The 13,983-nt window shown below is 59.6% G+C and carries 11 protein-coding genes; 9 read left to right on the plus strand and 2 right to left on the minus strand.

The window, feature by feature from the left end; genetic code table 11:
- Positions 1 to 167: 167 nt before the first annotated feature.
- Positions 168 to 4,046, minus strand: coding sequence for an FAD/FMN-binding oxidoreductase (locus ABIE13_RS22600; RefSeq protein WP_354447958.1), 3,879 nt, complete (start codon positions 4,044 to 4,046; stop codon positions 168 to 170).
- Between the two features lie 510 nt (positions 4,047 to 4,556).
- Between ABIE13_RS22600 and ugpB the strand changes: the two genes are divergently transcribed.
- From ugpB to ugpQ, 5 genes are all read left to right on the plus strand, one after another.
- Entirely contained in the window at positions 4,557 to 5,873 is a 1,317-nt protein-coding gene (gene ugpB, locus ABIE13_RS22605) for a sn-glycerol-3-phosphate ABC transporter substrate-binding protein UgpB (RefSeq protein WP_354447670.1), read from the plus strand.
- Positions 5,874 to 6,222: 349 nt separating this feature from the next.
- Complete coding sequence (gene ugpA / locus ABIE13_RS22610) at positions 6,223 to 7,104, plus strand: sn-glycerol-3-phosphate ABC transporter permease UgpA (RefSeq protein WP_354447672.1); 882 nt, start codon at positions 6,223 to 6,225, stop codon at positions 7,102 to 7,104.
- Between the two features lie 5 nt (positions 7,105 to 7,109).
- Positions 7,110 to 7,964 (plus strand): sn-glycerol-3-phosphate ABC transporter permease UgpE, encoded by an 855-nt coding sequence (gene ugpE / locus ABIE13_RS22615; protein WP_354447960.1) that lies wholly within the window; start codon positions 7,110 to 7,112, stop codon positions 7,962 to 7,964.
- Positions 7,965 to 8,031: 67 nt separating this feature from the next.
- Positions 8,032 to 9,054 (plus strand): sn-glycerol-3-phosphate ABC transporter ATP-binding protein UgpC, encoded by a 1,023-nt coding sequence (gene ugpC / locus ABIE13_RS22620; protein ID WP_354447674.1) that lies wholly within the window; start codon positions 8,032 to 8,034, stop codon positions 9,052 to 9,054.
- A gap of 140 nt (positions 9,055 to 9,194) precedes the next feature.
- Positions 9,195 to 9,932, plus strand: coding sequence for a glycerophosphodiester phosphodiesterase (gene ugpQ / locus ABIE13_RS22625; protein WP_354447676.1), 738 nt, complete (start codon positions 9,195 to 9,197; stop codon positions 9,930 to 9,932).
- A 16-nt stretch (positions 9,933 to 9,948) separates the two neighbouring features.
- On the opposite strand, the gene ABIE13_RS22630 is transcribed toward ugpQ, so the two are convergent.
- Positions 9,949 to 10,212 (minus strand): hypothetical protein, encoded by a 264-nt coding sequence (locus ABIE13_RS22630; protein WP_354447678.1) that lies wholly within the window; start codon positions 10,210 to 10,212, stop codon positions 9,949 to 9,951.
- Positions 10,213 to 10,284: 72 nt separating this feature from the next.
- Here ABIE13_RS22630 and hemA point away from each other — a divergent pair, with 72 nt between their 5' ends.
- From hemA to ABIE13_RS22650, 4 genes are all read left to right on the plus strand, one after another.
- Positions 10,285 to 11,568 carry a glutamyl-tRNA reductase gene (gene hemA, locus ABIE13_RS22635; RefSeq protein WP_354447679.1) on the plus strand — a complete coding sequence of 428 codons (1,284 nt, stop codon included), beginning with the start codon at positions 10,285 to 10,287 and terminating at the stop codon, positions 11,566 to 11,568.
- Between the two features lie 95 nt (positions 11,569 to 11,663).
- On the plus strand, positions 11,664 to 12,299 hold the full coding sequence (pilV, locus tag ABIE13_RS22640) for a type IV pilus modification protein PilV (RefSeq protein ID WP_354447681.1): 636 nt from the start codon (positions 11,664 to 11,666) through the stop codon (positions 12,297 to 12,299).
- Complete coding sequence (locus tag ABIE13_RS22645) at positions 12,286 to 13,299, plus strand: PilW family protein (protein WP_354447683.1); 1,014 nt, start codon at positions 12,286 to 12,288, stop codon at positions 13,297 to 13,299. Before pilV ends, ABIE13_RS22645 begins: the two co-directional genes overlap by 14 nt.
- 15 nt (positions 13,300 to 13,314) lie before the next feature.
- Positions 13,315 to 13,977, plus strand: a complete 663-nt coding sequence (locus ABIE13_RS22650; protein ID WP_354447685.1) for a pilus assembly PilX family protein — start codon at positions 13,315 to 13,317, stop codon at positions 13,975 to 13,977.
- Positions 13,978 to 13,983: the final 6 nt, after the last annotated feature.

Below are 13,983 nucleotides of genomic sequence, written 5' to 3' on the forward strand. Positions count from 1 at the left end.
CCGGGATGGGAGCCAACCAGGGCTGCACTGCACTGGCGGACTCCTGGGCCCACTCGGCGGGCGGCACCTGGCCTTTTCAGTGGCAGCAATGCCGCACTGACGCTCAAATGCAACGCCCCATCATCCCTGGATGGGGTCATCCAGGCTGACGGCGACCGAGCTACCGATCAAACCAGCACGCGCTCAATACCGCCAGAGTTGGCTTGCGACACGTAGGTTGGCAGCCAATTTTCCCCAAGGATATGGCGGGCCATCTCAATGACGATGTAGTCTGCTTCCAGCAAGCCGTTCTGCAAATCCCCCTCATAGCGCTTGAGGCCTTGCAGGCAACTTGGGCAGCTGGTGAGGATTTTGACGTTGGCCTTTTCTGGCACGGCGCCCGTCGCGCGCAATTCGGCCTCACCCTTGCGGATCTCTTCTTCCTTGCGGAAGCGAACCTGAGTCGACACGTCAGGCCTGGTCACCCCTAGCGTGCCGCTTTCCCCGCAGCAGCGGTTGTTTTTAAGCACATTGTCACCAATCAGTGCCTTCACCGTCTTGGTGGAGTCCTGCAGCTTCATGGGGTTGTGGCAAGGTTCGTGATACAGGTAAGACCCTTGCTGCTCCACCGGCAGGGTGATTCCTTTTTCAAGCAGGAATTCGTGAATGTCGATGATGCGGCTGCCGGGGAAGATCTTTTCGAATTCGTAACCCGCCAGCTGGTCATAGCACGTACCGCACGAGACCACCACCGTCTTGATCTCCAGGTAGTTGAGCGTGGTGGCCACGCGATGGAACAACACCCGGTTATCGGTGATCATTTTCTCGGCTTTGTCGAACTGCCCCGAGCCACGTTGAGGGTAGCCACAGCAGACATAGCCTGGCGGCAGCACGGTTTGGACGCCGGCATGCCACAACATGGCCTGAGTGGCCAATCCCACCTGCGAGAACAGGCGCTCCGACCCGCAGCCCGGGAAATAGAACACCGCTTCGCTGTCCGCCGTGGTGGCCTTGGGGTTGCGGATCACAGGCACGTAGTCACGGTCTTCGATGTCGAGGAGCGCACGCGCGGTCTTGCTTGGCAAGCCAGCGGGCAGCTTCTTGTTGACGAAGTGGATGACTTCCTCGCGCAGGGGCGGCTTGCCCAAGGTAGCGGGAGGGTGCTGGGTCTGCTTGCGGCCGGCGGGGCGCAACAGGTCCACCGCTGCGCGCTGCGCCTTGAATGCCACGCCGGTCATCACTGCACGGGTTGCGTTGATGACGGCCGGATTGGTGGCGTTCAGGAAGAACATGGCCGCCGCGTTGCCAGGGCGGAAGGTCTTCTTGCCCATCTTGCGCAGCAGGTTGCGCATATTCATGGTGACGTCGCCAAAATCGATCTTCACCGGGCAGGGCGAAAGACATTTGTGGCACACGGTGCAGTGATCCGCAACGTCTTCGAACTCTTCCCAGTGTTTGATCGAGACGCCTCGCCGGGTTTGCTCTTCATAGAGGAAAGCCTCTACCAGCAGCGAAGTAGCCAGAATCTTGTTGCGTGGGCTATACAGCAGGTTGGCGCGCGGTACATGGGTCGAGCATTCGGGCTTGCATTTGCCGCAGCGCAGGCAATCCTTGATCGAATCGGCAATGGCGCCGATGTCGCTTTGCTGCATGATGATGGATTCATGCCCCATGAGCCCAAAGCTCGGCGTATAGGCATTGCCCAGATCTGCCCGCAGGCGTCTGCCGGGTTGATCAGGCAACGCTGTGTCGCGCAGCAACTTGCCGCGGTTGAAGCGGCCTTCAGGATCCACCCGACGCTTGTACTCGGCAAACGGTGCCAGCTCAGCGTCGCTCAAGTACTCAAGCTTGGTAATGCCGATGCCGTGCTCACCCGAGATCACGCCGTCCAGATGGCGTGCGAGCGCCATCACGCGGTCAACCGCCTCGTGCGCGGTCTGCAGCATGGCGTAGTTGTCGCTATGCACGGGAATGTTGGTGTGCACGTTGCCATCGCCGGCGTGCATGTGCAGCGCAATCCAGACACGCCCTTTGAGCACGCGCTGCTGGACGGCATTCAGCGCCGCCAGCAGAGGCTCGAAATCGGTGCCCGTAAAGATGTCGCGCAAGGGTGCGCGGATCTGCGTCTTCCAGCTGGCGCGAAGGCTGTGGTCCTGCAATTGGGGAAAGAGGGTGTCCACATCGTCCAGCCAGCCCTGCCACAGGCTACGGACTTCCCGCACCACCACCAAGGCCTGCTGGACCTTCTCAGCCAGCAACTCGGGCGAAACGACGCCCTCGCTGCTTTCTCCCAGAGGCAGGTTACCGCGCTCCAGGAAAACTTCCAGCTCATCGGCCAGCTCGATCTTGTTGCGCAGCGACAGCTCGATATTGATGCGTTCGATGCCGTCGGTGTACTCGGCCATGCGAGGCAGCGGGATCACCACGTCTTCATTGATCTTGAAAGCGTTGGTGTGGCGGCTGATGGCCGCCGTTTTCTTGCGGTCTGCCCAGAATTTCTTGCGTGCGTCCGCGCTGACGGCAATGAAACCCTCGCCCGAACGCGAGTTGGCCAGGCGCACGACCTCACTGGTAGCGCGTGCCACGGCGTCTGCGTCATCACCGGCGATATCGCCCAACAAGACCATCTTGGGCAAACCACCCCGGCGCGATTTGGTGCTGTAACCCACAGCACGCAAATAGCGGTCATCAAGGTGTTCGAGACCCGCCAGCACGACGCCGGTGCGATTGGCCTCTGCGAACATGAAGTCCTTGATGTCGACGATGCTGGGCACGGCATCCTTGGCATGGCCGAAAAATTCCAGGCACACGGTGCGCGTGTGCTCCGGCATGCGGTGCAGCACCCAGCGCGCGCTGGTGATCAGGCCGTCACAGCCTTCTTTCTGGATACCTGGAAGACCGGCAAGAAACTTGTCCGTTACGTCTTTGCCCAGGCCTTCCTTGCGGAAAGTGGAGCCCGGAATGTCCAGACGTTCGGTTTTCAACAGCTTTTTACCGCTGGCGTCGAAGGTTTTGAGCTCAAAACTGGCCACCGCCACATCATGGATCTTGCCCATGTTGTGATCGATCCGGGTCACCTCCAGCCATTGGGCGTCGGGCGTCACCATGCGCCAGCTGGCGAGGTTATCCAGCGCTGTACCCCAGAGAACCGCCTTCTTGCCGCCTGCATTCATGGCAATGTTGCCGCCTATGCAACTGGCCTCTGCGCTGGTCGGGTCGCAGGCGAACACCAGGCCAGCAGCCTCGGCGGCATTGGCCACGCGCTGGGTAACCACCCCGGCTTCGGTGTGGATGGTGGCAACGTCCCTGTCGAGACCAGGCAACCTGAGCCATTCGATCTGGCCCAGCGCTTCCAGCTTTTCCGTGTTGATGACGGCGGTTTTCCAGTCCAGCGGAATCGCGCCGCCAGTGTAGCCCGTGCCGCCCCCCCGTGGGATGATGGTCAGACCCAACTCGATGCAACCCTTGACCAGCCCTGCCATTTCGGCCTCGGTATCAGGTGTCAGCACAACCAGCGGGAATTCGACCCGCCAGTCCGTGGCATCGGTGACATGGCTCACCCGCGAAAGGCCATCAAACTTGATGTTGTCCTTGGCGGTGTAGTGACCAAGCGCCTTGGCGGCGCGGCGGCGCAGTGCCGCCACGTTGTCGAAAGAGCGGTCAAATGCCGCCACCACGCGGCGGGCAGACACCAGTAGCTCGCCCACCAGAGCGTCGCGGCTGGCGTCGTTGTCCGGTGTGCGGCGCTTGTCGATTTCGGTCAGGCGGTGGTTGAGGGCTTCAACCAGTTGCTTGCGCCGACGTGGGTTGTCGAGCAGATCGTCTTGCAGATACGGGTTACGCCGCACTACCCAGATGTCCCCCAGAACCTCATAGAGCATGCGAGCAGACCGGCCCGTGTGGCGTTCACCGCGCAGACTCCCCAGAAGCTCCCAGGCGCGTTCGCCGAGCAGGCGCAACACGATCTCCCGGTCAGAGAAACTGGTGTAGTTGTACGGGATCTCGCGCAACCGCGGGGCCGCATCAGCGGCTGCAAGCAAGTGATTTAGCGTGGCAGGAGCATTCATAAGCTTCAGGCCCAGCGCGGCGTGGGATTTATGAGGCAAGACGCGAGAGACAGTGTCCGGCTGGGCAGCAATTTTACTGCGGCGCAGCATTCACACATGGAATGCAAGGTCAGCCGCTGGAATCGACCTCCCCTATGGCGCTTCGCGCCTTCCCCCAGGGGACGCAGCCAGCGGCCTGGCAAAGCCAGCTCCGCGGCTACTCACTTATGGCCTGCTCCGCGGCCGTCTGGTTTTTTGTTGCCGGGCCGCCCCAAAACAAAAAAAGCGCCCCATGGGGGGCAGCGTACTACGCGCAGCTAGGGAGCGTGGGGGCTAGTTTTTGAACTCCTGCATTGAGGGCGTTCGGAGGGGTGCAATAAGTCCATCGTAACGGGGAAGTGAGCGCCTTGGAACATCGCCAGCGCGTTTAGGGCGCGTTCGTACAAACCCCCTTGTCATTCAACGGAAATAATTCTTCAATTCTTTCGTCACAAATAGCGAATATCCTCGCGCGATATTTCTGGAGTCAATATGAAAGTTTTCCGTCGCCTTCCCCTTGCAGCAGTCGCCATGGCCGCCGCACTGGCCTTGCCCGCTCAAGCCCAGACCGAAATCCAGTGGTGGCATTCAATGGGTGGTGCGCTAGGTGAATGGGTGAATGACCTCGCCAAGGAATTCAATGCCAGTCAGACCCAATACAAGATCGTTCCCACTTTCAAGGGCGGCTACGATGAATCCATGACCTCAGCCATTGCGGCATTTCGTGCCGGCAATGCGCCGCATATTCTGCAGGTCTTTGAGGTGGGCACAGCCACGATGATGGCCAGCAAAGGCGCGGTCAAGCCAGTCGCAGAAGTCATGAAACAAGCAGGTGTGACCTTCAATCAAGGCGCCTATATTCCCGCTGTGGCTGGTTACTACACCGCACCGAACGGGCAAATGCTGTCGTTCCCGTTCAATAGCTCCACCACCATATTCCACTACAACAAGGACGCCTTCAAGGCCGCTGGCCTGGACCCCGAGAAACCGCCAACGACCTGGCCAGAAGTGGCCTCCGCGGCTGCCAAGCTCAAGGCTTCCGGCCATAAGTGCCCCTTTACTACCAGCTGGGTAAGCTGGACACAGCTGGAAAGCTTCAGTGCCTGGCACAACGTGCTGTACGCCACGCAGAACAACGGCTTTGGCGGCCTGAATACCCGCCTGGCGATCAATACACCGCTGCATGTCCGCCACATGGAGAACCTGGGCAACATGGCCAAGCAGGGGCTGTTCATCTACAAGGGCCGCAATAACTCCGCAGACGCCACCTTTGTCTCCGGCGAGTGCGCCATGATGACCGGATCCTCCGGCCTGTACGGAAACGTCGTGCGCAATGGCAAGTTCGGCTACGGTATTGGCACCCTGCCCTACTACCCAGACGTACCAGGTGCGCCACAAAACACCGTGATCGGCGGCGCCAGCTTGTGGGTCATGGCAGGCAAGAAGCCCGACGAATACAAAGGTATTGGCCAGTTTTTTGCCTATCTGTCCAAGCCTGAAGTGGCTGCTGCCAGCCATCAGCGGACGGGTTACCTGCCGGTGACGACCGCCTCCTTCGAGTTGACGGAAAAATCAGGCTTCTACAAGAAGAACCCTGGCGCCGACGTAGCGGTCACACAAATGATCCGCAAGACCACTGAAAAATCACGCGGCGTTCGTCTGGGCAACTTCGTGCAGATCCGAACCATCATCGACGAAGAGATGGAGGGCCTGTGGGCCGGCAAGAAGACTGCCAAAGAAGCCCTGGACGCAGCGGTCAAGCGCGGAAACGAGCAACTCGAGCGCTTCCAGAAGGCCAACAAGGGTTGAATCCCTGCATCAGCGCCCGTTGGGAGTCATCTCTCGGGCTCAAGATACCTTCGGGCGCGGATGCCGTGACATATAAGTAAACACAACATAAGACTCAGGGCGAGGGGCAATTTCTAGCCCCTCCCCGCTCGCCGCTGCGAAAAAGTCAGGCGAAGAATAATCAGAGCGCGAAGCAGCGAAACGCGCGTTGGAGAACGTGGAGGCAACCCCCGATATCCTTGCAACTTCCCCGTAGCCGATGATCAGAACATCGCGGCACGAGAACCAACCCTGGGCGGAGCCGATACTGGCGTAATCCCTGAATTGACACCCCCCTTGCTGCCCTTTGCGGCAGCTATGATCGTTGCCCATGGAAAAACGAGTTCGTTTCAAGTCTGCATGGCTGCCGTGGTTGCTGGTCGCGCCGCAAATGGCGGTGGTGCTGGTGTTTTTTTTCTGGCCTGCTTCTCAGGCGCTCTACCAGAGCCTATTGCAGGAAGACGCCTTCGGCACCAGTCGGGAGTTCGTGGGACTGGCCAACTTCGAGCGGCTCTTCAATGACCCCAGCTACCTGAACTCATTCAAGATCACAGCGGTGTTTTCAGTGCTGGTGGCGGTGCTGGGCATCAGTGTGGCGCTGCTGCTCGCGGTGATGGCCAACCGGGTCGTTCGCGGAGCTTCAGTTTACAAAACCCTGCTGATATGGCCCTATGCGGTGGCACCCGTGGTGGCGGGCGTTCTTTGGTTGATGATGTTCGCGTCCCCCTGGGGCGTGATTTCCTATGCACTGAAGGCCATGGGGCTGGAGTGGAACCACCTGCTCAATCCCAACCATGCCATGTCACTCATTGTGATTGCCGCCGTCTGGAAGCAGATCTCCTACAACTTCCTGTTTTTCCTGGCGGGCCTGCAATCCATTCCCAACGCGGTAATTGAAGCGGCCACCATTGACGGCGCCACGCCCTGGCGGCGATTCTGGACCATTGTGTTCCCTCTTCTCTCGCCCACCACGTTCTTCCTGCTTGTGATGAACGTGATCTACGCATTCTTTGAAACCTTTGCCATCGTGGATGCGGCCACCCACGGTGGTCCGGGCAAGGACACCTCCATCCTGGTCTACCGGGTTTATTACGACGGTTTCAAAGCGCTCGACATGGGCGGCTCTGCAGCCCAATCCGTGGTCCTGATGGCGATTGTCATCCTGCTCACGGTATTTCAGTTCCGCTTCGTCGAGAAGAAAGTGCAGTACTGATCATGATGATTGAACGCCGCCCCGTGCTGGACGCCGTGGCCCATGCTGTGCTGATCCTGGGCGTGGCCATCGTGGCCTTTCCCGTGCTCGTGGCCCTGATCATGTCCACGCAAACAGCCGAGCAGATCGCTGGCAGCTACCCGCTGTCCCTGGTTCCGGGCAGCAACTTTGCCTATACCTACAAGCTCGCCCTGCTGGGCGGAAAGACGGCCAACGGCGCGACCATTGCCGCTGGCTGGCCCATGCTCTGGGTGAGTTTTGTGACCGCCATGGTCATTGCACTGGGCAAGATCGCTATTTCCTTGCTGTCGGCATTTGCGCTGGTTTACTTTCGCTTCCCTTTCCGTGGGCTGATGTTCTGGATGATTTTCATCACCTTGATGCTGCCCGTGGAAGTGCGTATCGGTCCGACCTATGAAGTCATCTCGGACCTGAAAATGCTCAACAGCTACGCAGGCCTGACAGTGCCCTTGATCGCTTCAGCCACCGCCACCTTCCTTTTCCGTCAATTTTTTCTGACGGTGCCCGATGAACTGGCGGAGGCCGCACGCATCGACGGCGCCGGACCTATGCGCTTTTTCAAGGACATCCTGCTGCCCCTGTCAAAAACCAGCATGGCAGCGCTGTTCGTGATCCAGTTCATCTACGGCTGGAACCAATATCTCTGGCCCCTCATAGTGACCACCAGCGAAGACATGTATCCCATCGTTCTGGGCATCAAGCGGGCTATCTTTGGCGAAATCTATGTTGAATGGAACGTCGTCATGGCGACGGCCATCCTGGCCATGCTGCCCCCGGCCCTGGTGGTGATCCTGATGCAAAAATGGTTCGTGAAGGGCCTTGTCGACACCGAGAAATGACACGCAGCCACCCCGGTCAGCCGACCCCGGCCGATGGCTTTAACCCCGCATAACGAACAACACCAACATGGCTTCCATCGAATTCAACAACGTCATCAAGCGCTACGGCATAGGACCGAAGGCCAACCAGGTCATCCATGGCGTCAACGCGGGGGTCCAGGATGGTGAATTCGTGGTCATCGTCGGCCCTTCGGGCTGCGGTAAATCCACCCTGCTGCGAATGGTCGCAGGGCTGGAAGAAATCTCTGACGGCACCATCAGCATCGGCAACCGCGTGGTGAACAACCTGGAGCCTGCCGAGCGCGATATCGCCATGGTGTTTCAGAACTATGCGCTCTACCCCCACATGACCGTGTTCGACAACATGGCCTACGGGTTGAAGATCAAGAAGGTGCCGGTCGATGAAATCAAGGCCCGGGTCGACAAGGCCGCCGGCATTCTGGAGCTCGGTGCACTGCTGCAACGCAAGCCCCGCGAGCTGTCTGGGGGCCAGCGACAACGCGTGGCCATGGGACGGGCTATCGTGCGACAGCCGCAGGTGTTTCTTTTCGATGAACCGCTCTCCAACCTGGACGCCAAACTGCGCGCCCATACGCGGCTTGAGATCGAAAAGCTGCACCGTGAGCTGGGCATCACCAGCTTGTTCGTGACGCACGATCAGGTGGAAGCCATGACCCTGGCTCAGCGGATGATGGTAATGAATGCTGGGCGCATGGAGCAGTTTGGTACGCCTGAAGAGGTCTATCACAGGCCCGCCACTGCGTTCGTGGCCACCTTTATTGGCTCGCCGCCCATGAACCTGCTCAAAGGCGTGGAAGGCGTGCGCGATGGCGTGTTGCTGGGCATTCGGCCTGAGCACTTGCGTGTGGTCGATTCTGGCGGCTGGCAAGTCGTCGTGGAAACGGTAGAAATGCTGGGAGCTGAGCGCCTGGTCTATGGCCACATGGGAGGCGAGCAGGGCCCGCTGACCATTTTGCGCATGCATGAGACCGAGATGCCACCCGCGATCGGACAAACGCTGAATGTCGTGCCGCTGGAGGACCGCATTCATGGTTTTGATGAAGCCACCGGCAACCGGATCGAGCAATAGCCCCAGTCTGGTTGTTTGGTCACCGGTGAGCCAATAATCCGCTAAAACCAGGCGAGGTGAGCATGGACGCTGCGCCCTCGTCGGCTGACCGGCCCCGCCCGTTTGGAGCTGCCCCTCGACCTGCCCCTGCCGTACATCCCATGACCGCTGACTGGCCCTACCCCTTCTGGATTGCGCACCGCGGCGCGGGCAAATTAGCCCCCGAAAACACCCTGGCGGCTTTTCGCCTGGGCGCACAACATGGCTGGCGCATGTTCGAATGCGACGCGAAATTGAGCGCCGATGGCGTGCCTTTTCTTCTGCACGACAGCACCTTGGATAGAACCACAAGCGGCCAAGGCACTGCAGGCGACTCCCCCTGGGGTGAGCTGTCCGGGCTCGACGCAGGCGGCTGGCATTCCAGAACCTTCGCCGGAGAGCCCCTTCCAACCCTTGAGAACGTTGCCCGCTGGTGCCTTGCCAACGGTCACTTCCTGGACATTGAGATCAAACCCACGCCCGGTCAAGAAGAGCGCACGGGCCAAGTGGTCGCAGCGCTGGCAGCCCGTCTCTGGGCCAAGGCTGCCACCCCCCCGTTTCTGACTTCATTCCGGCCAGAGGCTCTTGCCGGAGCGATGAAAGCAGCGCCGGACTTGCCGCGCGGCTTGCTGCTGGACACCTTGTGGGGAGGCTGGGCAGACCATGCTCAGAATCTAGAATGCGCGGCCATCATCTGCCAACACGAACTCTGGGGAGAAGCCTTGGTGGCGCGCGTCAAGGCCATGGGCATGCGCTGCCTCTCCTACACAGTCAATGATGAAGTGGCCGCCAAACGCTTGATCGCCTTGGGAACAGACGGCATAGTGAGCGACCGGGTGGACCTGTTCGTTCCGGACTAGGGCGTGCGAAGACGCGCTACCCGAGCGCCCATTGGCTGGTCGCCACCATCAGCACCAGCGCGGCATAGGTCCACATCCGCCCGTCGTGGCCAGTGATCACCAATCCGGCCACGCACACTGCCAAGCCGACCGCGAAATTGATCGCAAACTGCCGAGAAATCCCCCGGGTAGAAAGCTTGGTCTTCATGAACAGTCTGGCCAGCAAAGTGACACCCAGCGCCACAAAAAGGGCGGGCGCCATGAAGCCGGCAGCGTGCAGAATCAGGTCAATGACATTCATATTCTTGATGTTGATCAAGCCCTCTCGCAATAGAAAAGCAAGAGTGCCGCCACAAATTTTATAATCGCACCCATGGCCGTATGGGCACTTGGACTTAATCACAACACCGCGCCGCTAGATCTGCGCGGTCGTTTCGCGTTCGCGCTCGATCAACTGGCCCCTGCACTCACGGGCCTGCGGCACTCGCACAGCCGTCATCCAGAAGCGGCCATCCTCTCCACTTGCAACCGTACAGAGGTCTACTGTGCCAGCGAGCGGGTGCAAATTGATCATACGTTGGGGTGGCTGGCCCAGGCCGGCAATGTGTCTGCTGAGGCGTTGCGTGACCATACCTATGTATTGGAAAACGGCCACGCCGCGCGCCACGCCTTCCGGGTGGCCAGCGGGCTCGACTCCATGGTCCTGGGAGAACCGCAGATCCTGGGGCAGATGAAAAGCGCGGTGCGCGCTGCCGAGAACGCTGGCGCACTGGGTACCACCCTGAACCAGCTGTTCCAACGCAGCTTCTCGGTTGCGAAACAAGTCAGAAGCTCGACTGAGATCGGCGCTCACAGCATCAGCATGGCCGCAGCGGCCGTGCGCCTGGCCGGCAACCTGTTCGAAGACATGCGGCAGGTCAAGATCTTGTTTGTGGGCGCAGGCGAAATGATTGAGTTGGCGGCCACTCACTTCGCTGCCAAGCAGCCAAAATCCATGGCTATTGCCAACCGCACATTGGAGCGGGGAGAAAAACTGGCCACGCGCATGGGGGCTGAAGTCATGCGTTTGGCCGATCTTCCCGATCGCCTTCATGAGTTCGATGCCGTCATCAGTTGCACAGCCAGCACCCTGCCCATCATCGGCCTGGGGGCCATAGAACGCGCGCTGAAAAAGCGCCGCCATCGGCCCATTTTCATGGTCGACTTGGCCGTGCCCCGCGATATAGAACCTGAAGTTCGGGATCTGGACGACGTTTACCTCTACACCGTGGACGATCTGGCCCAAGTCGTTCAAACCGGGCAAGCCAACCGCCAGGCAGCCGTGGCTCAGGCTGAAGCCATCATTGATGCCGGCGTGCAAAGCTTCATGCATTGGGTCGATCAGCGCGATCCAGCGGCGGGCATCGTCCCCTTGATCCGTCAACTCAACGACCAGACGGACGAGTGGCGCGCGCTCGAACTCGATCGCGCCCGCAGGCGTCTTGCCAAGGGTGAGGACCTTGAGGAAGTGCTTGAGGCCTTCAGCCGTGGCCTGACGCAGAAAATGCTCCATGGCGCGATGGCCGAATTGCGTTCGGCAGATCCAGAACATAGAGAGCAGACCTCTCAGGCTATCACGCGCCTGTTTCTGCGCTCACAAAGCTCCTCCAGCCGCTAAACCCGCCCAAGCCTTCGAAACCGTTCATCGGAGAATCTCTACCGCTTGGCGCGTTCCAGATGCCCAGGTGGAGGGCTCCAGGCAAACTTGCGGCTATGAAAATCGGCCGCATTTCTGCGCAACGAGGCGTCACGCTACTGGAAGTTCTGGTGGCGCTGGTCATATTTGCTTTTGGCCTGCTCGCCGCGGCGGGCTTGCAGCTGTCCTCGCTGCAGGCGGCCCAGTACTCAGCCAACTCCGGTGTAGCCACCAGCATGGCGCGGGAGTATGGCGAATTGATGCAGATGGTGCCTTCTGGCGTCAAGGCCACCTTTAACGCTGAAAGCACCACCACCGACAGCCTTTTGTTCGACTCCAAGACGCTCGATATCAGTTCCCCAGATGCCAATGCCTGTGTCGGTACCGGGGCATCCTGTAACACCAATACCGATGACGGTATGAAGAAATTTGTCAATGCCATGCGCAATGACTGGGCAACGCGGGTGCAGTCGACTCAAATGCTTCCTGCAGGCCGGGCTGAAGTCTGCAGGGATTCTTCACCGCGCGACGCCTCCGGCAACCTCGAATGGGGAGGCTGTGATGAAGCGGGCGAAATGGTGATCGTCAAGATGGGCTGGCTGGGCAAGCCGTTGGCGGGCACCACCGACACCCCGCCCGACTGGATGACGGCGGATCGTCCCCGGTTTGCGATTTCAGTCATGGCCAACCTCAAGGACTATGTCGAAAATTAAGCTCAACCGCCTTCTGCGTGCAAGGCAAAGCTCACGCCAGCGCCACCGCGGTCTGACCCTGGTTGAGGTTCTGGTCGCCATCACGCTGATGCTGCTCATCACCGTGGCGACGGTCTCCTTGTACAGCGTGAATGCTTCCAGCAAGCGAACTGTCGACGGCTCTCAGCAATTGGACGATGTTGCACGTTTCGCTTTCCACCTGATAGGCGAAGCCGCAAGAAATGCCGGCTATGCCAACGTCGCGCTGCTGTCTCGCGGCATAGAAAGCGGTGGTGGCTTGGCCGTTCCAGGCGGAACCGTGAGCAACCTCTTCGATCTTTGCGAAACCACGGCCAACACCATACCTTGCCCCGTGCTGGGGTTCGACAATTCCACGGTCACCAGCTCCAACTTCGGCAGCAGGAATAGCAACGCACCAAATGCCAGCGACAGCCTGGGGATTCGGTTCTATGGGTCTGGAGCCGATGGACGCACAGGGAAACCTCTGGCGGATGGGACCATGCGCACCTGCAATGGAACGGCGGTGGCAGCGTCCAGTCCAGGCATGCCCACGACGGTCGGGGAACTGGGCTTGAGTATTTTCTACGTAGACACCGACAGTAATGAGCCCAGTCTCTACTGCTACAGTGATCCGGGAACGGCGTCACGGGATAAGAATGCCATTGTGCGAGGTGTCGAGTCCATGCAGATCATGTATGGGGTCGATCTGTGCCTGCCTCTGGCCGATCCCGCCTGCTCACGTGACGGCGTTCCGGACCGCTGGGTGAGTGCGGCAGATGTCGGCGATGCCAATTGGCGCTTCGTCAAGGCCATACGGGTCGGCCTGGTCGTGAGAGGTGCGCCCGGAAGCGCTCAGGTTTCAAGCACAGCTGCCCTCTTTCCTTTGGGAGCGGATTTCAGCAACGGGAACACCGAAGCCGGGCTTAGCTTCACGCCCCCTGCGGATGGTCGTCTTCGCAGAACCTATGTCACGACTTTTTTGCTGCGCAACTCCGCATAACCGCCCAGAACGATCATGAAGCCCCTCGCACATCCGACTCGGCAGCATGGCATCGCACTGGTTTTTGTGCTGCTCATGATGACCATTGCCATCACCGCCGCCCTCTTCAGTGCCCGTCTCACACTGCTGGGTGACAAGGCCTCCAGAAACGACCGAGATCGCCAGGTCGCATTTCAAGCTGCTGAACTGGCCCTGAACGACGCCGAGCTGGACATCATGGACGCAAATCTGCCTACCACCGTGACCGAGGCTCGCGGGTGCAAGTTCGGCAATCCCTCTTCCGGCCTCGTGGCCGAGCCAGGCTGTAGCAAGAGTTCATTCAGCCGCGGCTTTTGCGGTCTGGACGCATCCAAGATAACCCCAGTCTACAAGCAGATCAACTGGGAAGAAACTGACGACAGCAAACGGGCTTACGTCAAATTCGGTGAATTCACAGGTCGAGCTTCCCAGCTCGCCACGGGCGCAGATGGCACGCCGGCACCTTCGCCTGCCAAGCCCCCCAAATACATCATCGTGCAAACGCCAGCGGCCCCTCAGATCATGCTGGGAAGTTCCAAAACCTTCAAAGTGGAAGCTGCCTACAAGGTCTACGCCATGGGATATGGTGTGGATGGGAATACCAAGGTGATGCTGGAGGGCGAAATCTACAAGCCCATGCTGGAGAAAAAATGCGGCTGAAGGACT

Origin of the sequence: Ottowia thiooxydans (assembly GCF_040548795.1) — a bacterium.
Classification (GTDB): Bacteria; Pseudomonadota; Gammaproteobacteria; order Burkholderiales; family Burkholderiaceae_C; genus Ottowia; species Ottowia thiooxydans_A.